Origin of the sequence: Thauera sp. 63 (genome assembly GCF_000310165.2) — a bacterium.
Lineage (GTDB): Bacteria > Pseudomonadota > Gammaproteobacteria > Burkholderiales > Rhodocyclaceae > Thauera > Thauera humireducens.
This window is the reverse complement of record NZ_AMXC01000003.1, coordinates 72,715-89,875: the sequence shown is the minus strand read 5'-3', so window position 1 is coordinate 89,875 and position 17,161 is coordinate 72,715. Positions and strand designations below refer to the sequence as shown.

Here is a 17,161-nt window from a genome sequence, read left to right as displayed (position 1 = left end):
CGGATCAGTCCGGACGGACCAGGCTGACGGCCTCGCCAGCCTGGTCGCTCACCAGCGCAGCCAGCATTGCCCACAGCTCGTCGCCTCCGCGCGTATTGGCCCAGCGACCCTGCTCATGGCGAAAGTGGAATCCGCCGGACCGGGCAGCCACCCAGATCTCGCGCGCGGCGCTATGGCGGTTGATGATCATCTTGCTGCCGTTGTCGAACTCGACCTCCAGGATGCCGCCGGGCTTGGGTTCGATGTCGATATCGGCGCCGCACGCCTCCAGTGCGTTCTCGATACGCTCGAGCTCAGCCTCGGCCAGCGCGTTGAATGCAGCCTCTTCCATGCGGATCCCTTCTGTTAGCATTCCAGTTTTTCATGAATGACGGCGATGCGAGCCAAAATTACCGCAATCGCGCTTTCCTGCGCGCTCCTTTCGGCCTGCGGCATCAAGGGCCCGCTCTACCTGCCTGCCCCCAAGACCGGCACGTCCGGCCCGGCGGCACCGGGCGCCGATCATAGCAAACCCGTCCTGCACCCGGACCCGTTCTCAGACCGCGAGCTCCAATGACTGACCAGAACAACATCGCCGCCCCGCTGCCGACACCGACCCTGCACGCCGAAAACGGCGTGCTGACCCTCGAAAGCCTGTCGCTGACCCAGATCGCCGAGCAGTACGGCACGCCCACCTACGTTTACTCCAGGGCCGCACTGACGGCTGCCTTCGACGCCTGGAAGCAGGCCCTGAGCGGCCGCAAGGCGCTCGTCTGCTACGCGGTCAAGGCCAACTCGAATCTCGGCGTCCTGTCCGTGTTCGCCCAGCTGGGTGCGGGCTTCGATATCGTCTCGGGCGGCGAACTGGCCCGCGTGCTGGCGGCCGGCGGTCGCGCCGACCGGGTCGTGTTCTCGGGCGTGGGCAAGACCCGGAGCGAAATGCGCCAGGCCCTACTGGCAGGCATCCGCTGCTTCAACGTCGAATCCGCGACCGAGCTGGAGCGCCTCGACGCAGTCGCCGCTGAACTTGGCAAGACCGCACCGATCGCCCTGCGCGTGAATCCCAACGTTGATCCCAAGACGCACCCGTACATCTCCACCGGACTCAAGGACAACAAGTTCGGCGTCGCCTTTGCCGATGCCCAATCGCTCTACCGCCGCGCAGCGACGCTGCCCAACCTGCACATCGCGGGCATCGCCTGCCACATCGGCTCTCAACTGCTCGACCCGGCCCCCGTCGCCGAGGCCGCACAGAAGGTGGCGGACCTGGTGGATCGGCTCGCCGCCGACGGCATCGTGCTCGAGCACATCGACCTTGGCGGTGGACTCGGCATCCGCTATCGCGACGAAGCCCCGCCAAGCGTGGCGCAGTATCTCGCTCCGCTGCTGAAGGTGTTCGAAGGTCGCAAGGAAGAGCTCTGCTTCGAACCCGGCCGGTCACTGGTCGGTAACGCAGGGCTGCTGCTGACCCATATCGAATACCTCAAGCCCGGCGAGACGAAGAACTTCGCCATCGTCGACGCTGCCATGAACGATCTCGCGCGTCCGGCCCTCTACGATGCGTGGCACGAGGTGGTCGAGGTCGTCGAGCGCGATGTGCCCGCGCAGACCTACGACATCGTCGGCCCGATCTGCGAGAGCGGCGACTTCCTCGCCCGCGGACGCGAACTGGCCGCGACCGAAGGCGACCTGCTGGCAATCCTTTCTGCCGGCGCTTACGGCATGACCATGAGCTCCAACTACAACACCCGCCCGCGCGCCGCCGAAGTGATCGTCGATGGCAAGCAGTCGCATCTGGTCCGCGAGCGCGAATCCGTTTCGGCGCTGTTCGCCGACGAAAAACCGCTGAGCTGAATCCAGCTCCGGGGCGGGTCGCCTCAGGCGCCCGCCTCCTCCAGACTCTCGGACTCCTGGTACAAGGCGCGACCGAAGGCTTTCCACGCCCTGCCGCCGCTGGTATGCACCCCGATCTGCGCGCTCTGTCGCATCGTATTGAGCATCAACTCGGACAATGCAAACAGTTCGCCGGTCAGCTTGTCCTGCCGGATCGGGCTGCGCAGCAGTCGCATGACGTTGCCAGGTTCGCTGCTCAGGGCCTGCCGCGCGAGCTCCCGCAGCCGCACCTGATCGTCCCAGTCGATCCCCAAGGCCAGTCCCCGCTTATAGATTTCGCGCTCCAGCTCGTCGGCCGTGCGCGCATAATGCCCAAATCCACTCATTCCCAAGCCCCCGCAACCACGCCGGAAAGTACCGCTCCGACGACCGCACCCATGCATTCAGACGGGCAGTTTTCTTCTTCACAGCCTGCATTCTACAGACCCAAGAGGGTGAATTTGTCGCACTGCATCAAACGACTGTGTCGTAGTACCCTGCCGCGCGACATTCAGTTCGCATTTAGAGCCACCTTCTGCAGCCTCGTGCTGTTTGCCCTCCCGGCCGCCGCGCACGACGCACTGCCTCCCGCCGTGCAGCTGGCCCTGGCATCGGCGCAGATTCCCGACAGTGCGGTGTCGGTGTGGGTGCAACCCGTCGACGCAGCAGCGCCAAGCCTTCGCCATAACGCGGACACCGAGATGAATCCAGCCTCGGTGATGAAGCTGGTGACGGCCTTCGTTGCCTTCGACCAGCTCGGCCCGGCCCATACCTGGAGTACCCGTATCGCCAGCGACGCCGGCATGTCGCAAGGCGTCCTCAGCGGAAACCTGTACATCGTCGGCAGCGGCGACCCGGCACTGGACAAGGACCGGATCGGCAAGCTCCTGCGCCGCCTGCGGGGACTCGGCATCGAGCGCATCGCGGGCGACATCGTACTCGACGGCTCGGTGCTGCAACTGCCCCCCCACGACCCCGATGCCTTCGACGGGCGCGGCCTGCGGCCCTACAACAGCGGCCCTCACGGTCTGCTGATGCATTACAACACCCTGGAGCTGGCGCTCTTTCCCGGTCGCCAGCCCAATCAGGCGGTGACCGTCCTCGCCGAGCCGCCCCTGGCGGGCGTGGTGGTCGACAATCGCATCGTCACCTCGGCAGCAGGCTGCGACGTGTGGTATCGCGACCTCGAGGCACGCATCGAACCGGGCCGCCGCCTCGTGCTGAGCGGCAGCCTGCCGGCTGCCTGCGGCCCGCGTACCTGGAGCGCGGCGCCGCTGCCGCCGGCAGAGTTCGGTGCGGCGATGGTCGCGACCCTCTGGGCCGAAGCCGGCGGACGCCTGGACGGCCAGATCCGGTCCGGACTGATGCCACCCGATGCGCAGGTCCTGCTCACGCACGAGTCGCCGCCGCTTGCCGACATCGTGCGCGACATGAACAAGTGGTCGAGCAACGTCATCGCGCGCCAGTTGCTTGCCAGTCTGGGCGCGAGGTCTCCAGCGGAAGCGCCCGAGGCGCCGGACGCGGTTGCGCGCGGCGCGCACGCAGCAGCCGAGGGGCTCGCTGCGGCGGGGCTGAGTGTGGATGGCCTGATCATCGAGAACGGCGCCGGGCTATCGCGCATCGAACGGATCCGCGCCGGCACCCTAGGCCAGATGCTGATGCTCGCGTGGCAGCGACCGTGGATGCCTGAGTACATCTCGGCCCTGCCCGTCGCAGGGCTCGACGGTACCGCTCGCCGCCGGCTGCGCAACAGTCCGGCCAGCGGTCAGGCACACATCAAGACCGGAACGCTCAACGGCGTGCGCGCGATCGCCGGCTACGTCCTCGACCGCAACAGCCGCCGCCACGTGGTGGTCATGATGGTGAACCACCCGGAGGCCGGCGCCAGTGCATCAGCACAGGACGCCCTGCTCGAATGGGTGTGGAGCGCGCAGCCCTGAGGGCCGCAACCGCTCAATCCATCGGCAGCGCACGCCGCCCGATCAGGGCGAGCCAGCCCCGCACCACGCGATACAGCACCCACAGCCCGGCCACGCCGATCAGCAGCAGTGCGAACGGAATGCCGATCACGGTCAGCGCCAGCAGGACGGCGACAGCGATCCACAGCACGGCAAACCAGAACGTACGGATCTGCCAGCGGAAGTGACTCTCGACCCACGTGCCGCGCACCGCGGCCTGATTCCAGTAGTTCAGGATGATCGCGGCGATCGACGGCAGGCTGGCGACGAAACTGCCGATGATGGTCGCGGAGCCGACGACACCGGTGAACACGGCGAAGGCATGCAGCGCATAGATCAGGTGCGTGACCGTGACCATGTTCTCGGAGGGCTGGCCGGCCTGCAGCGGCGCGGGAACGGGGTTGCTCATCGTTTTTCCTCAGGACAGGGGGCGGTCGACCGAAGCGGCTATCTCCCTGATGACGGACGCTTGGACCTGCAGGGTGCCACGTCGTTCCGCCGCAGCGCAACATGAACGGCAGGCACCCAAGCCCTGCCGGCCGGGTCAAAGGCCCAGTTCGTCCCACATTGCATCGACCTTCGCCTTCACCGCCGTTTCCATGACGATCGGCGTACCCCACTCCCGGCTCGTCTCGCCCGGCCACTTGTTGGTGGCGTCGAGCCCCATCTTGCTGCCGAGGCCGGCCACCGGACTGGCGAAATCGAGGTAGTCGATCGGGGTGTTGTCGACCAGCGTGGTGTCGCGGGTGGCGTCCATGCGCGTGGTCAGCGCCCAGATCACCTCCTTCCAGTCGCGGATGTTCACGTCCTCGTCCACCACGATGATGAACTTGGTGTACATGAACTGGCGCAGGAAGCTCCAGATGCCGAACATCACGCGCTTGGCGTGGCCCGGGTACTGCTTGCGGATGCTGACCACCGCCAGGCGGTAGGAGCAGCCCTCGGGCGGCAGGTAGAAATCGACGATCTCGGTGAACTGCTTCTGCAGTAGCGGCACGAAGACTTCGTTGAGCGCCACGCCCAGCATCGCCGGCTCGTCGGGCGGCTTGCCGGTGTAGGTGCTGTGGTAGATCGGGTCGCGGCGCATGGTGATGCGCTCGATGGTGAAGACGGGAAAGTCGGAGACCTCGTTGTAGTAGCCGGTGTGGTCGCCGTAGGGCCCCTCGGGCGCCATGTCATTCGGGTGGATCGCGCCTTCGAGCACGATCTCGGCCGAGGCGGGCACCTGCAGATCGTTGCCCAGGCACTTCACCAGTTCGGTCTTGGCGCCGCGCAAGAGGCCCGCGAACTGATACTCCGAGATCGAATCCGGCACCGGCGTCACCGCGCCGAGGATGGTCGCCGGGTCGCAACCCAGCACCACCGAGACCGGGAAGGGCTCACCGGGATGCGCGCGCTGGTGCTCGAGGAAGTCCAGGGCGCCGCCGCGGTGCGCCAGCCAGCGCATGATCACGCGGTTGCGGCCGATCACCTGCTGGCGGTAGATGCCCAGGTTCTGCCGCTTCTTGTGCGGCCCGCGCGTCACCACCAGGCCCCAGGTGATCAGCGGCGCGGCGTCGCCGGGCCAGCAGTGCTGGATCGGCAGCTTCGCCAGATCGACCGCCTCGCCCTCCCACACCACCTGCTGGCAGGGCGCGGAGCGGACTTCCCTCGGCGCCATGTTGAGCACCTGCTTCAGCACCGGCAGCTTCTCCCACGCGTCCTTCAGCCCCTTGGGCGGCTCGGGCTCCTTCAGGTAGGCGAGCAGTTTCCCGACTTCGCGCAGCGGTGTGCTCCAGTTGCCGTCGGCCACATCCTCGCCCATGCCCATCGCCACCCGCTGCGGGGTGCCGAAGAGGTTAGCGAGGACGGGAATCGCCTGCGGCACCCCCTTGGTCATCGGGCGCTCGAACAGCAGCGCCGGGCCGCCGGCGCGCAGCACGCGGTCGGCGATCTCGGTCATCTCCAGGTGGGTATCGACCGGCACGGCGATGCGCTTCAGTTCGCCGCGCGCCTCGAGTTGGGTGATGAAGTCGCGCAGGTCATCGTATTTCATGCGGGCGTCTCTTGAAAGGTGCAGTGCGCACGTGGCGCGGGTCTGACGACAGACTCCGCCGTCGATCTCAAGTTGCAGCCGGGATCAGCGATGGGCGTTGATCGCGTCGCGGGTGTCGAGCGCCACCTTGCGCGCGGCCTCGGCGAAATCCTCGCCCCTGCCCGCATACAGCACTGCGCGCGAGGAGTTGATCATCAGTCCGGCCCCCTTCGCGGTCCGCCCGGCCGCCATGGTCGCGGCGATGTCGCCGCCCTGCGCGCCGATGCCGGGCACCAGCAGCGGCATGTCGCCGGTCAGTTCGCGTACGCGCGCGATCTCGCCCGGGAAGGTGGCGCCGACCACCAGGCCGCAGTTGCCGCTGGCGTTCCAGTCCTCTGCCACCGTGCGGGCGACGTGCTCGTAGAGCTTCATGCGCCCCCGCGGCGTGTCGACGTCGAGGAACTGCAGGTCCGACCCGCCCTGATTGGACGTGCGGCACAGCAGGATCACCCCCTTGTCGGGGTAGGCCAGGTAGGGATCGACCGAGTCGCGGCCCATGTAGGGGTTGACCGTGATCGCGTCGGCCTTGAAGCGCTCGAAGGCTTCGATGGCGTACTGCTCGGCAGTGCTGCCGATGTCGCCACGCTTGGCGTCGAGGATCACCGGCGTGTCGGGATGGGCGAGGTGGATGTGCTCGATCAGCGCTTCGAGCTGGTCTTCGGCGCGGTGGGCGGCGAAATAGGCGATCTGCGGCTTGAAGCAGCACACCAGGTCGGCTGTGGCGTCGACGACGGCCTTGCAGAACTCGAGGATGGCATCCGGCCTGCCCTGCAGGTGCGCGGGAAACTTGGCGGGATCGGGGTCGAGGCCGACGCACAGCAGGCTGTTACGCTGTTGCCAGGCGGCTTCGAGGGCGGTCATGAAGTGCATGTCAGGGTCCAGAGAATACGCAGTGAGGCCGACGCCGCGCTCAGGCCCGGCGCAGCAGGTCGTCGATGAAGAGACCCGCGAAGATCGCGGCACCCAGCCAGTTGTTATGGCGGAAGGCCTTGAAGCAACCGGCGCGGTCGCGCTCACGGATCAGGGTGTAGTGGTAGCCGGCAATGCCTGCCGCGACGAGCAGGCCGGCGAACCAGGCCACGCCGCGCTCCGCTGCCACGCCCACCGCGGCGAGCAGGCCAAGCGTGATCGCGTAACACAGCATCACCGCCGCGACGTCGAAGCGCCCGAAGGTGATCGCCGATGTCTTGATGCCGATCTTGAGATCGTCAGGTCGGTCAACCATGGCGTACTCGGTGTCGTAGGCGATCGCCCAGAAAACGTTGGCCAGCAGCATCACCCAGCCCACCAGCGGCACCTCGCCGAGGATGGCGGCGAAGCCCATCGGGATGCCGAAGCCGAAGGCGATTCCCAGGTAGCCCTGCGGGATGGCAAGGAAGCGCTTGGTGAACGGGTAGCTTCCCGCCAGGAAGAGGGCCGGCAGCGACAGCCAGAGCACGGTCGCATTGAGCGGCAGGATGAGCAGAAACGCCAGCAGCGCCAGGCCGGCGGCCAGCAGCAAGGCCTCGCGCGGGCTCACCGCCCGAGTGGCCAGCGGACGGTTGCGGGTGCGTTCGACATGACCGTCGAAGTCGCGGTCGGCATAGTCGTTGATGACACAGCCGGCAGAGCGCATCAGGAAGGTGCCGACGACGAAGATCACCAGCACCTGCAGCGGCGGCCAGCCATCGGCGGCGAACCACAGCGCCCACAGCGTCGGCCACAGCAACAGCAGCGTGCCGATGGGCTTGTCGATCCGCATCAGGCGGGCGTAGTGCGGCAGCTTGTCGGTGAGGCTCATCGTGTCGGGCATCGGGGCAGATCGAAAATCGCGGGCAGGAAGAACTCGCTGACCATCAGCGCGCGGTGGTGACGATGGAACAGCGAACGACGCCCCCACACTTCACGCGGCACAAGCTCCGAGGGCGCGTGCGCGGCCAGGGCAGCGCGGACGCGATGATAACGCGCATCGCGTGCATCGAGCCGGGCACAGGCGAGCGGTGCGCGCGAGATGGCCCGATCTGCGAACAAGGCGGCCCCCAGGGGACGGGCGCCGAAGCCATGGAAGAGGTTCCAGGCGCCACGCACATGTCCACGGGGCAACAGCGTGCGGGCGAACACCACCGGACGGCCGTCGGCGAGCAGCAGGACTTCCCTCACCCACACCCGCTCGCCGGGGCGCAGGCCGAGCAGCGTCGCCTCGTCGGGCACGGCCGAGGCGAGTCCCTGGGACAGCAGGTTCACGCTGACGTGCTCGCAGCGCGCGCGAATCCGCGCGGTCAGCGACGACGGGTCGGTGAGCCAGGGAATGAGGTGAGACGGCGCGCGGGTGCGCGGCGGGGCGGCCAGCCAGGTTTCGCTAGGAGGACGGATCAGCATGCTTGGTCGTCAGGACGAGGCCGGATTGTACTAGCGGAGCGCAGCAACCGAGAGCGCCTACCACCGTCGGGAGGGGTGGGCATTCGTTCCGAAGACTGCGGAACTCGCTCCGCTCGGACAGTCCTCGCCTTCTCCACGAACGCCCACCCCTCCCGGCTACCTCATTACGGCGATGCACGCTCACGCGCGCAGCAAGGCTTCCCGCCCGCCCAGCCAGCGCTGCATCAGGCGCTCGCTCGCCTCGGGCATGTCGCGCAGCATGCGCTCGGCCCATTCGCGTGCCGGATCGATGAGGTCGGTGTCGTCCTCGAGACTCGCATAGCGCAGCAAGGGCAGTCCGCTCTGGCGCGCACCGACGAACTCGCCGGGGCCGCGGATACGCAGGTCGGCGCGGGCGATCTCGAAGCCGTCGGTGTTCTCGTAGATCACCTTCAGGCGCTCGCGGCCGGTCTGCGACAGGGGCTGGGCGTAGATCAGGATGCAGACCGACTCGGCGCTGCCACGGCCGACTCGGCCGCGCAACTGATGCAACTGGGCGAGGCCGAAGCGCTCGGCGTGTTCGATGACCATCAGGCTGGCGTTCGGGACATCGACGCCCACCTCGATGACGGTGGTCGCCACCAGCACGTCGAGTTCGCCAGCGGAGAAGGCCTTCATCGTGGCGGACTTCTCGTCGGCCTTGAGGCGCCCATGCACCAGGCCGACCTTGAGCTCGGGCAGCGCTGCAACCAGCGTCTCGAAGGTCTCGACTGCAGTCTGCAGCTGCAGCGCCTCCGACTCCTCGATCAGCGGGCACACCCAGTAGGCCTGGCGGCCGCCGAGGCAGGCCTGCCGCACCCGCTCGACGACCTCGTCGCGGCGGGCGTCGGACACCAGCTTGGTGCGGATCGGCGTGCGCCCGGGCGGCAACTCGTCAAGTACCGATACATCGAGGTCGGCGTAGTGAGTCATCGCCAGGGTGCGCGGGATCGGGGTGGCCGACATCATCAGCATGTGCGGGCGCCGGCCCGCCTCGCCCTTCTCGCGCAGCGCGAGACGCTGGCGCACGCCGAAGCGGTGCTGCTCGTCGACCACCGCCAGCGCCAGCCGCGGCAAGGTCACCGGATCCTCGATCAGCGCATGGGTGCCCACGGCCAGCAGCAGCTCGCCGCTGCGCAGGCGTTCGAGCTCGGCCTCGCGCTCGCGCTTCCTGCGGCTGCCCGACAGCCAGGCCACCCCGATGCCGAGCGGCGCGAGCCAGTCGGACAGCTTGCGCCAGTGCTGCTCGGCGAGGATCTCGGTCGGCGCCATCATCGCCGCCTGCCAGCCGTTCTCTGCGGCCTGGAGCATCGCCAACGCCGCAACCAGGGTCTTGCCACTGCCAACATCGCCTTGCAGCAGGCGCTGCATCGGGTGCGGCGCAGCGAGGTCGAGGGCGATCTCGGCCACCGCGCGCGACTGGGCGCGGGTGGGCTGGAAAGGCAGGGTGTCAAGCAAGGCCGCGGTCAGCTGGCCGCGAGCGGGCAGCGACACGGCCTGGCGGGCGCGGCGGGCGTTGTAGGCACGGCGCAGCGACATCTGCTGCACCAGCAATTCCTCGAACTTGACGCGGCGCCAGGCCGGATGCTCGCGCAGCTCGAGCGCGGCCGGGTCGGCATCGGGCGCGGGATGATGCAAGGCGCGCAAGGCCTCGCCAAAGCCCGGCAACCCCAGGCCGCGACACGCCGCCGCGGGCAGCGGATCGTCCAGCATCTCGCTGGCGAGCGCGCGATCGATGAGCTTGCGCAGCGTGGCCTGCCCCACGCCCGCGGTGGTCGGATACACCGGTGTCAGTGCGTTCGGCAGGGCCTCCCCCGCCTCCACTGCGCGCACGCGGGGATGGACCATCTCGTCGCCGAAGAAGCCGCCCCGCACCTCCCCGAACAGGCGCACGCGACGCCCGGCCGCAAGCTGCTTCTGCTGCGAGGGATAGAAATTGAGCCAGCGGGCGACAAGTGTTCCGGAATCGTCGGCAATGCGCACGACGAGTTGCCTGCGCGGACGCAGCACGACCTCGCTCGACCGAACCTCGCCTTCCACCTGCACGGCAAACCCCGGGCGCGCGGCGGCGATGGGGGTCAGCCGCGTCTCGTCCTCGTAGCGCAGCGGCAGGTGAAGCAGCAGGTCCTGCGGCCCGCGGATGTCGAGCTTCGCCAGTTGTCCGGCAAGCTGCGGGCCGACACCGGGCCAGCCACGCAGGCGCAGCGCGGCCTCACGCACAGCAGCGGTGGCGACGGGCTCCGCGGGCGTCGAAGCGATCGATTTCGGGGAACGGGGCACGGAAACGCATGGGATGCTGCTGGCGCAGCACCCCTGGTGCACGCAGACAGTGCGGACTCAGCCGAGCACGATGGTGAGGTCGGCCTCGACCAACGCACCACGCGGCAGTTCGCGGACGCCCACGGTGGCACGGGCCGGATAGGGCTCGGCGAAGTAGCGCGCCATCACCTCATTGACCACACCGAAGTTAGACAGGTCGGTGAGGTAGATCGTGATCTTGACGACGTCGGCGAACGACGCGCCAGCGGCCTCAGCGACCGCCTTCAGGTTGCAGAACACCCGCACGGCCTGCGCTTCGACGCCGTCGACCAACTGCATGCTGGCGGGATCGAGACCGATCTGGCCGGAGAGGTAGACCTGGTTGCCGACCTTGACGGCCTGCGAATACGGGCCGATCGCGGCCGGTGCGTTGGGCGTGGAGATGATGGTGCGGGCCATGGCGAAAACCTCTGCGTTCGAAAGGCCCGCATTGTAAACCGCGACTGCCCGCCTGCGGCCGACTGGCGGCCGCGCGGCGGGATTCAGTCCTGCTGGCGCAGCGTGATGTCGCAGCCCATGCGGCCGATGACCTTCTGCAGGCCAAGACGTGCGCGGGTGTTGATCACCAGCGGCGCCATGAAGTTGGCGCTCAGGCCAGCGGAGGCCGGATTCGCGTTTGTACCGTCCTGTGCCCGCACGATCACCGCGACCGCCAGATCCTCCTGGTTCTGGAGCTGCAGCAATTCGGTCTCGGCGTCGGTCAGGACGAACTCGAGATTGACACCGAGGCGGGCCGGCGGCGTGACCGAAAAGCCGACCTCGGGGTCCTCCGCACTCTGCAGCAGGAAGACCTCAGGCTCACGCCCCTCCTCATGCACCAGCGCAAAGCGGCGGCAACTTTCGAATCCGGGCAGCCCCTCGGGAAACTCGATGATGAGATCGTCGGCAATCTCTGCGCTGCCGAACTCGGGGCTCTTGATCTTCATGGTGCGACTCCTCTGGATGGAAGGTTTCTACGCCCGGTTCAGGGCTTCTTGCGTACGGGTGGCAACAGCATACCGGCTTCATGGCCCGCCTTGCGCAAGGCGGCCTGCGCCTTCTCCGCCGCTGCACGGTCGGTGAAGGGGCCCAGCACGACCCGGCTCTGGATCGTCGCGGGCAAGCCCTTGGCGGTGAGCTCGCGCTGCAGGGTGAGGGCATTCGCCGGATCGCCGAACACGCCGAGCTGGATACGGAAGCCGTCGGCCGGTGCCGGCGGAATGACGGGCAGGGCGGACGGCGGCGCGATGGGCGCTGCCTGCACTTCGGGCGCCGCATCAGCGGCAGGCGTGACGGGTTGCACCGGGGCCGCGACGGGTACGGGCATAGGCGAGGGCGCGGAGGGCGCTGCCCGCGCAACTGGCGTCACGGCATCGGCCGGAGCAGGCAGCGCGTCCTGCGCGTCCCGGGTCGCACCCGGTTCCGGCTGCACGGGGGCCTCCGGGGTACGGATCGCGATCACCGGCGCGGCCGGCGGCAAGCCGATCTGCCCATTTCCGGCGACAGCGCGCTCCGGCACGGTCCCCTGCTGTTCCAGCATCAGTGCCACGACGAGCAGCAAGCCCGCCGCGGCCAGGGCCAGACCTGCGCGCTTGAGGGCCCGGTTGCGCTGACCGAGTTGAGGATCGCTCGTCGCGTTCATCGCGGGGCGCCTCCGCTGCGCGCGAGCGAGAGCACGAGTTCGGCCTCGGCCACGGTAATGCCGCAGCGCGCAGCGATCTCCTCGGCAGCCATGCCCTGCTCGGCAAGGCGCAGCGACTCGCTGTATTCGGGCGACACGCCGCTCGCACTCGCGCCCGCATCCTCGAGCTGCGTACGCAGGCCGGCTACCTCGAGCTGCAGGGCATCGATCTCGGCATGCTGGCGCGACACGAGCGCCCGCAGCTCGGCTACCTCCCGCCGCAGGTGACGGGATTCGAGTTCGAGCTGGAAGGTATCCGCAGAGCGCTCCACTACGGCATCGGAAGCAGCTTGGGGCGCAGCGGGAGGCGGCGTCACAGGACGAGGCCGAAGCTCGGGGGCGTAATCGAAGCCGTCGTCCTCAGCGCCCTCGTCGTCGACCACCGTCACCGCTGGCGCGCTCGTGGCACGCGGTGGTGCGCGCCGCGCGACGATCAGCGCGCGCAGCAACTGCCAGGCAGCAAAGCCCACGCACACGACTACAAGCAGCCACACGAGCTGACGCAGGCTCACTCCGCCCTCCCCCCCGACAAACGCCGACCGAGGTCCGACTGCCGGAGCGCCGCGGTCATCTGCGTTGAAAAAGGAAGGGTCATGGACACGGGTGGGGACGAGTGAATTGGCCCGATAATACTGGCCGCCCCTGCCGACGACAAACCAAGATGGATTTTTCGCTCCCTGCCCTGCTGTTCTGGCTGAAGAAGCTGCTCGCCGCGCTCGTGCTGCCGCCGCTGCTGCCCCTGCTGCCGGTCGTCGCCGGCCTGCTCCTGCTGCGCCGCCGCCCACGCCTCGGGCGGGTGCTGGCGTGGGGCGGCGTGGCGCTCAACCTCTTGCTGACCCTGCCGGCCAGCGTCGGCTGGCTGGCGAAGCAGCTCGAAGACCCGAGACCGCTGTCCCTCGAGGCGAGCCGCGGCGCACAGGCCATCGTGGTCCTCGGCGCCGGGCGGCGCGACTATGCGCCGGAATATGGCGGGGAGACCCTTAACCGGCTCGCGCTCGAGCGGGTGCGCTACGGCGCCCGGCTCGCGCGCACGACGGGTCTGCCGCTGCTCGTCAGCGGCGGCGGCATCGGGGACGAGACCGCCGAGGCCGTCCTGATGAAATCCGCGCTTGAGGAAGACTTCGGCCTTACGGTGCGCTGGGCCGAAGCGCGCTCGCGGGACACGCGCGAGAACGCGCTGTTCTCGGCGCAGATCCTGCGCGAGGCTGACGTACGACACGTCCTGCTCGTCACCCATGCCATGCACATGCCGCGTGCGCAGGCGGCATTCGAGTCGGCGGGGCTCATCGTGACGCCGGCGCCGACGGGGTGGCTCGCTGACCACGGCGCCCCCTCCGAAGCGCGCTTCCTGCCCGGCCAGCTCCCCAATGCGAACAGTGCCTATGCCGGCTGGTTCGCGGTGCACGAGGCGATCGGGCGACTGGTCTACCGCCTGTCGCAATGACCGCCCGTGCGAACGGCCTTCGTGATCGACTCGCTGACCGACTTCAGTGACTGACTTCAGTGACCGCCGAACGACGGCGCGCGTTTTGCCAGGAAGGCGGTGACACCCTCGGCAAAATCGTCGGTGGCGGCACAACGCGCGAAGGCTTCCGCCTCGCTCTGCAGCTGCGACTCGAGCTGGTTGTCGTGCGAAGCCGTGAGCAGACGCTTGATCTCGGCGTAGGCGTGCTGCGGCCCCGATAGCAAGCGACGCGCCAGCGCCGCGACCTCGTCGTCGAGCCGGTCGGCGGGCACGACGCGGTTCGCCACCCCCAGGCGCAGCGCCTCGGCGGCATCGAAGCGCTCGGCCAGCAGCAGCAGCTCGGCCGCCTTGCGCCGACCGACGATGCGGGGCAGGAAGTACGATGCGCCGCCGTCGCCCGACAGCGCGATCGAGGCGTAGGCGGTGGTGAACTTCGCGTTGTCGGCGCAGACCGCAAGATCGCAGCCCAGCATCAGCGACAGGCCGAAACCGGCGCAGGCACCACGCACCTTTGCGATCACCGGCTGCGGCAGGTTCTGCAGGATCTCCACGGTGGGGTTGATGTGCTGCACGATCAGCGCCTTGAATTCCGCCAGACGCGCCTCACGCGACAGATGCAGCTGGCCCGCGAAGTCCTTCAGGTCGCCGCCCGCCATGAAATGGTCTCCCGCCCCCTGAACGACGACCACGCCGTAGTCCTTGCGCGCCGCGAGCGCGCGTGCGGCCGCGGCCAGGTCGGGCATCATCGCGATCGACAGGGCATTGAGCGCCTGCGGCCGGTTCAGGGTCAAGGTCGCGATGCCATCGGTGACATCGAGCAGAACGGTATCCGCCATCGGGAAATCCTCCAGAGAAAAATGCCCGCCATGCGCACGGGCGCAACAGCGGGCATTCTGACACGGAGCGCCGCGCGCCCGCGCTACTGCAGGACTCCGGCGCTCAGCCGCCGAAGTCGTCGAGCATGATGTTCTCGCGCTCGACACCGAGATCCAGCAGCATCTTGATGACTGCCGCGTTCATCATCGGGGGGCCGCACATGTAGAACTCGCAGTCCTCGGGGGCCGGATGGTCCTTGAGGTAGTTCTCGTACAGCACGTTGTGGATGAAACCCGTGTAGCCGGTCCAGTTGTCCTCGGGCAGCGGATCCGACAGCGCCAGGTGCCACTTGAAGTTCGGATTCTCCTCCTGCAGCTTGTCGAACTCCTCCACATAGAAGGCCTCGCGCATCGAGCGCGCGCCGTACCAGAAGGTGATCTTGCGCTTGCTGCTCAGGCGCTTGAGCTGGTCGAAGATGTGCGAACGCATCGGCGCCATGCCCGCCCCGCCGCCGATGAAGACCATCTCGTGGTCCGTGTCGCGGGCGAAGAACTCGCCGAACGGACCATACACCGTGACCTTGTCGCCCTTCTTGAGGTTGAACACCCACGACGACATCTTGCCCGGCGGAATGTCGTCGCGCCCCGGCGGCGGCGAGGCGACGCGGATGTTGAACTTCACCACGCCCTTCTCGTCCGGATAGTTCGCCATCGAATAGGCGCGGATCACGGTCTCGTCCACCTTGGAGACGAAGCGCCACATGTTGAACTTGTCCCAGTCGCCGCGATACTCGTCCTGGATGTCGAAGTCCTTGTAGTTCACGACGTGCGGCGGGCACTCGAGCTGCACGTAGCCGCCAGCTCGGAAGGCCACTTCCTCGCCCTCGGGCAGGCGCAGCGTCAGTTCCTTGATGAAGGTGGCCACGTTGGGGTTGGACTCCACCGTGCATTCCCACTTCTTCACGCCGAAGACCTCTTCCGGCACCTCGACCTTCATGTCCTGCTTGACCGGGGTCTGGCAGGACAGGCGCCAGCCTTCCTTGGCGTCGCGCTTGGTGAAGTGGGACTCCTCGGTCGGCAGCATGGAGCCGCCGCCTTCCTTGACCACGCACTTGCACTGCGCGCAGGTGCCGCCACCGCCGCAGGCCGAGGGCAGGAAGAGCCCGCTTTCGGCCAGGGTCTGCAGCAGCTTGCCACCGGCCGGGACGGTGATCTTCCTTTCGCCATTGATGTCGATGGTGACGTCGCCGCTGGCCACCAGCTTGGAGCGGGCAACGATGATGAACACGGCCAACGCAAGCACGATGGCGGTGAACATCCCGATGCCGAGTACGATTTCGGTATTCATGTGTTCATCCCGTCCTTAGAGCTGCACGCCGGAGAAGGACATGAAGCCCAGCGACATCAGCCCGATGGTGATGAAGGTGATGCCCAGGCCCTGCAGGCCCTCGGGCACGTCGCTGTACTTCAGCTTCTCTCGGATGCCCGCAAGCAGCGCGATCGCCAGCGCCCACGAGGCGCCCGAGCCAATGCCATACACCGTGCTTTCAGCGAGGTTGTAGTCGCGCTCGACCATGAACAGCGAGCCCGCCATGATCGCGCAGTTCACCGTGATCAGCGGCAGGAACACGCCCAGCGCGTTGTAGAGGCTGGGCACGTACTTGTCGAGCAGCATCTCGAGGATCTGCACGATGGCCGCAATCACGCCGATGTAGGACAGCAGGCCAAGGAAGGACAGGTCGACGTCCGGCAGCCCCGCCCACGCCAGCGCGCCTTCGCGCAGCAGGTAGGTGTAGATCAGGTTGTTGGCCGGGACCGTGATGGTCTGCACCACGATCACCGCGACGCCGAGGCCGATCGCGGTCTCGACCTTCTTCGAGATGGCGATGAAGGTGCACATCCCGAGGAAGAAGGCGAGCGCCATGTTCTCGATGAACACGGCCCGCACGAAGAGGCTCAGATAGTGTTCCATTTCAGTAGGCCTCCTTGGTCACGACCTGAGGAGCCATCTTGAAGGCCGGCTTCTCGACCTGATCCTTCTTCCACGAACGCAGCGCCCAGATCAGCAGACCGATCAGGAAGAACGCGGATGGCGGCAGCAGCAGCAGGCCGTTGGGCACGTACCAGCCACCATCCTTGGCGAGCGCGATGATCTCGACCCCGAACAGCTTGCCGGCGCCGAACAGCTCGCGGATCACGCCCAGCGTCAGCAGCACGACGCTGTAGCCGAGGCCGTTGCCGATCCCATCCATGAAGGACAGCAGCGGCGGATTCTGCATGGCGAACGCTTCGGCGCGACCCATCACGATGCAGTTGGTGATGATCAGGCCGACGAACACCGACAGCTGCTTGGCGAGGCTGAAGGCATAGGCCCGCAGGATCTGGTCGACCACGATCACGAGCGAGGCGATGATCACCATCTGCACGATCATGCGGATCGAAGCCGGAATCTGGCTGCGGATCATCGAGATGAACATGCTCGAGAACCCCGTCACCAGCGTCAGGGCGATGGACATCACGAGCGCCGTCTTCAGGTTGGACGTCACCGCGAGCGCCGAACAGATGCCGAGGATCTGCAACCCGATCGGGTTATTGGCAAAGATCGGGTTGAGCAGGACTTCCTTTATGGTGGGCTTGGACATG

General features: G+C 67.5%; 20 protein-coding genes. 4 read left to right on the top strand and 16 right to left on the bottom strand.

The genetic code is table 11. From position 1 onward, the window contains the following. Positions 1-4 precede the first annotated feature (4 nt). A complete protein-coding gene (cyaY, locus tag C664_RS04260; RefSeq protein WP_004253774.1) occupies positions 5-331 on the bottom strand; it encodes an iron donor protein CyaY in 327 nt (108 codons plus the stop codon). A gap of 36 nt (positions 332-367) precedes the next feature. Between cyaY and lptM the strand changes: the two genes are divergently transcribed. Both lptM and lysA read left to right on the top strand, forming a co-directional pair. Continuing rightward, a complete protein-coding gene (gene lptM / locus C664_RS21230) occupies positions 368-556 on the top strand; it encodes an LPS translocon maturation chaperone LptM (protein ID WP_038010915.1) in 189 nt (62 codons plus the stop codon). Further along, positions 553-1,833, top strand: coding sequence for a diaminopimelate decarboxylase (lysA, locus tag C664_RS04250; protein ID WP_004253769.1), 1,281 nt, complete (start codon positions 553-555; stop codon positions 1,831-1,833). Before lptM ends, lysA begins: the two co-directional genes overlap by 4 nt. Positions 1,834-1,856: 23 nt before the next feature. Here lysA and C664_RS04245 read toward each other — a convergent pair whose 3' ends face one another. Further along, entirely contained in the window at positions 1,857-2,198 is a 342-nt protein-coding gene (locus tag C664_RS04245; protein WP_004253766.1) for a hypothetical protein, read from the bottom strand. Positions 2,199-2,396: 198 nt separating this feature from the next. On the opposite strand from C664_RS04245, the gene dacB reads away from it, so the two are divergent. Next, positions 2,397-3,791, top strand: coding sequence for a D-alanyl-D-alanine carboxypeptidase/D-alanyl-D-alanine endopeptidase (gene dacB, locus C664_RS04240; protein ID WP_004253764.1), 1,395 nt, complete (start codon positions 2,397-2,399; stop codon positions 3,789-3,791). 13 nt (positions 3,792-3,804) lie between these two features. On the opposite strand, the gene C664_RS04235 is transcribed toward dacB, so the two are convergent. The 10 genes from C664_RS04235 to C664_RS04190 form a co-directional block, all read right to left on the bottom strand. Beyond that, positions 3,805-4,218, bottom strand: a complete 414-nt coding sequence (locus tag C664_RS04235) for a DUF4870 family protein (RefSeq protein ID WP_004253761.1) — start codon at positions 4,216-4,218, stop codon at positions 3,805-3,807. A gap of 135 nt (positions 4,219-4,353) precedes the next feature. Further along, the gene (gene ubiD / locus C664_RS04230; protein ID WP_004253758.1) at positions 4,354-5,844 is read right to left on the bottom strand and encodes a 4-hydroxy-3-polyprenylbenzoate decarboxylase; all 1,491 of its coding nucleotides are present in this window, start codon (positions 5,842-5,844) and stop codon (positions 4,354-4,356) included. 84 nt (positions 5,845-5,928) lie between these two features. Beyond that, complete coding sequence (gene pyrF / locus C664_RS04225) at positions 5,929-6,753, bottom strand: orotidine-5'-phosphate decarboxylase (protein WP_004253756.1); 825 nt, start codon at positions 6,751-6,753, stop codon at positions 5,929-5,931. A 40-nt stretch (positions 6,754-6,793) separates the two neighbouring features. Continuing rightward, positions 6,794-7,675 carry a 4-hydroxybenzoate octaprenyltransferase gene (ubiA, locus tag C664_RS04220; protein ID WP_004253754.1) on the bottom strand — a complete coding sequence of 294 codons (882 nt, stop codon included), beginning with the start codon at positions 7,673-7,675 and terminating at the stop codon, positions 6,794-6,796. Next, entirely contained in the window at positions 7,660-8,241 is a 582-nt protein-coding gene (locus C664_RS04215) for a chorismate--pyruvate lyase family protein (RefSeq protein ID WP_004253753.1), read from the bottom strand. The genes ubiA and C664_RS04215 overlap by 16 nt, the downstream gene beginning before the upstream one ends. 180 nt (positions 8,242-8,421) lie before the next feature. Continuing rightward, positions 8,422-10,479, bottom strand: a complete 2,058-nt coding sequence (gene recG / locus C664_RS04210) for an ATP-dependent DNA helicase RecG (RefSeq protein ID WP_004253751.1) — start codon at positions 10,477-10,479, stop codon at positions 8,422-8,424. Positions 10,480-10,596: 117 nt separating this feature from the next. After that, on the bottom strand, positions 10,597-10,977 hold the full coding sequence (locus tag C664_RS04205; RefSeq protein ID WP_004253749.1) for a RidA family protein: 381 nt from the start codon (positions 10,975-10,977) through the stop codon (positions 10,597-10,599). 83 nt (positions 10,978-11,060) lie between these two features. After that, positions 11,061-11,504 (bottom strand): flagellar assembly protein FliW, encoded by a 444-nt coding sequence (gene fliW, locus C664_RS04200; RefSeq protein ID WP_004253748.1) that lies wholly within the window; start codon positions 11,502-11,504, stop codon positions 11,061-11,063. Positions 11,505-11,542: 38 nt separating this feature from the next. Continuing rightward, positions 11,543-12,199, bottom strand: coding sequence for an SPOR domain-containing protein (locus C664_RS04195; protein WP_004253746.1), 657 nt, complete (start codon positions 12,197-12,199; stop codon positions 11,543-11,545). Beyond that, on the bottom strand, positions 12,196-12,750 hold the full coding sequence (locus C664_RS04190; RefSeq protein WP_004253744.1) for a DUF2802 domain-containing protein: 555 nt from the start codon (positions 12,748-12,750) through the stop codon (positions 12,196-12,198). Before C664_RS04190 ends, C664_RS04195 begins: the two co-directional genes overlap by 4 nt. A 149-nt stretch (positions 12,751-12,899) precedes the next feature. Between C664_RS04190 and C664_RS04185 the strand changes: the two genes are divergently transcribed. After that, positions 12,900-13,682, top strand: a complete 783-nt coding sequence (locus C664_RS04185; RefSeq protein WP_004253742.1) for a YdcF family protein — start codon at positions 12,900-12,902, stop codon at positions 13,680-13,682. A gap of 56 nt (positions 13,683-13,738) precedes the next feature. Here C664_RS04185 and C664_RS04180 read toward each other — a convergent pair whose 3' ends face one another. The 4 genes from C664_RS04180 to C664_RS04165 all read right to left on the bottom strand — a co-directional run bounded on the left by C664_RS04180 (position 13,739) and on the right by C664_RS04165 (position 17,160). Further along, positions 13,739-14,539 (bottom strand): enoyl-CoA hydratase/isomerase family protein, encoded by an 801-nt coding sequence (locus C664_RS04180; RefSeq protein WP_004253740.1) that lies wholly within the window; start codon positions 14,537-14,539, stop codon positions 13,739-13,741. A gap of 103 nt (positions 14,540-14,642) precedes the next feature. Then, positions 14,643-15,866 carry an NADH:ubiquinone reductase (Na(+)-transporting) subunit F gene (gene nqrF / locus C664_RS04175; protein ID WP_004253738.1) on the bottom strand — a complete coding sequence of 408 codons (1,224 nt, stop codon included), beginning with the start codon at positions 15,864-15,866 and terminating at the stop codon, positions 14,643-14,645. A gap of 15 nt (positions 15,867-15,881) precedes the next feature. Beyond that, positions 15,882-16,490, bottom strand: a complete 609-nt coding sequence (nqrE, locus tag C664_RS04170; protein ID WP_004253736.1) for an NADH:ubiquinone reductase (Na(+)-transporting) subunit E — start codon at positions 16,488-16,490, stop codon at positions 15,882-15,884. 1 nt (position 16,491) lies between these two features. Next, the gene (locus C664_RS04165) at positions 16,492-17,160 is read right to left on the bottom strand and encodes an NADH:ubiquinone reductase (Na(+)-transporting) subunit D (protein ID WP_004253734.1); all 669 of its coding nucleotides are present in this window, start codon (positions 17,158-17,160) and stop codon (positions 16,492-16,494) included. Between the last annotated feature and the right edge of the window lies 1 nt (position 17,161).

What these genes read in the sequence shown, in the direction of transcription:
- cyaY (WP_004253774.1), bottom strand. Translation starts at nt 331, where the DNA reads ATGGAAGAGGCTGCATTCAACGCGCTGGCCGAGGCTGAGCTCGAGCGT.
- lptM (WP_038010915.1), top strand. Translation starts at nt 368, where the DNA reads ATGACGGCGATGCGAGCCAAAATTACCGCAATCGCGCTTTCCTGCGCG.
- lysA (WP_004253769.1), top strand. Translation starts at nt 553, where the DNA reads ATGACTGACCAGAACAACATCGCCGCCCCGCTGCCGACACCGACCCTG.
- C664_RS04245 (WP_004253766.1), bottom strand. Translation starts at nt 2,198, where the DNA reads ATGAGTGGATTTGGGCATTATGCGCGCACGGCCGACGAGCTGGAGCGC.
- C664_RS04235 (WP_004253761.1), bottom strand. Translation starts at nt 4,218, where the DNA reads ATGAGCAACCCCGTTCCCGCGCCGCTGCAGGCCGGCCAGCCCTCCGAG.
- ubiD (WP_004253758.1), bottom strand. Translation starts at nt 5,844, where the DNA reads ATGAAATACGATGACCTGCGCGACTTCATCACCCAACTCGAGGCGCGC.
- pyrF (WP_004253756.1), bottom strand. Translation starts at nt 6,753, where the DNA reads ATGCACTTCATGACCGCCCTCGAAGCCGCCTGGCAACAGCGTAACAGC.
- ubiA (WP_004253754.1), bottom strand. Translation starts at nt 7,675, where the DNA reads ATGCCCGACACGATGAGCCTCACCGACAAGCTGCCGCACTACGCCCGC.
- C664_RS04215 (WP_004253753.1), bottom strand. Translation starts at nt 8,241, where the DNA reads ATGCTGATCCGTCCTCCTAGCGAAACCTGGCTGGCCGCCCCGCCGCGC.
- C664_RS04205 (WP_004253749.1), bottom strand. Translation starts at nt 10,977, where the DNA reads ATGGCCCGCACCATCATCTCCACGCCCAACGCACCGGCCGCGATCGGC.
- fliW (WP_004253748.1), bottom strand. Translation starts at nt 11,504, where the DNA reads ATGAAGATCAAGAGCCCCGAGTTCGGCAGCGCAGAGATTGCCGACGAT.
- C664_RS04195 (WP_004253746.1), bottom strand. Translation starts at nt 12,199, where the DNA reads ATGAACGCGACGAGCGATCCTCAACTCGGTCAGCGCAACCGGGCCCTC.
- C664_RS04185 (WP_004253742.1), top strand. Translation starts at nt 12,900, where the DNA reads ATGGATTTTTCGCTCCCTGCCCTGCTGTTCTGGCTGAAGAAGCTGCTC.
- C664_RS04180 (WP_004253740.1), bottom strand. Translation starts at nt 14,539, where the DNA reads ATGGCGGATACCGTTCTGCTCGATGTCACCGATGGCATCGCGACCTTG.
- nqrF (WP_004253738.1), bottom strand. Translation starts at nt 15,866, where the DNA reads ATGAATACCGAAATCGTACTCGGCATCGGGATGTTCACCGCCATCGTG.
- nqrE (WP_004253736.1), bottom strand. Translation starts at nt 16,490, where the DNA reads ATGGAACACTATCTGAGCCTCTTCGTGCGGGCCGTGTTCATCGAGAAC.
- C664_RS04165 (WP_004253734.1), bottom strand. Translation starts at nt 17,160, where the DNA reads ATGTCCAAGCCCACCATAAAGGAAGTCCTGCTCAACCCGATCTTTGCC.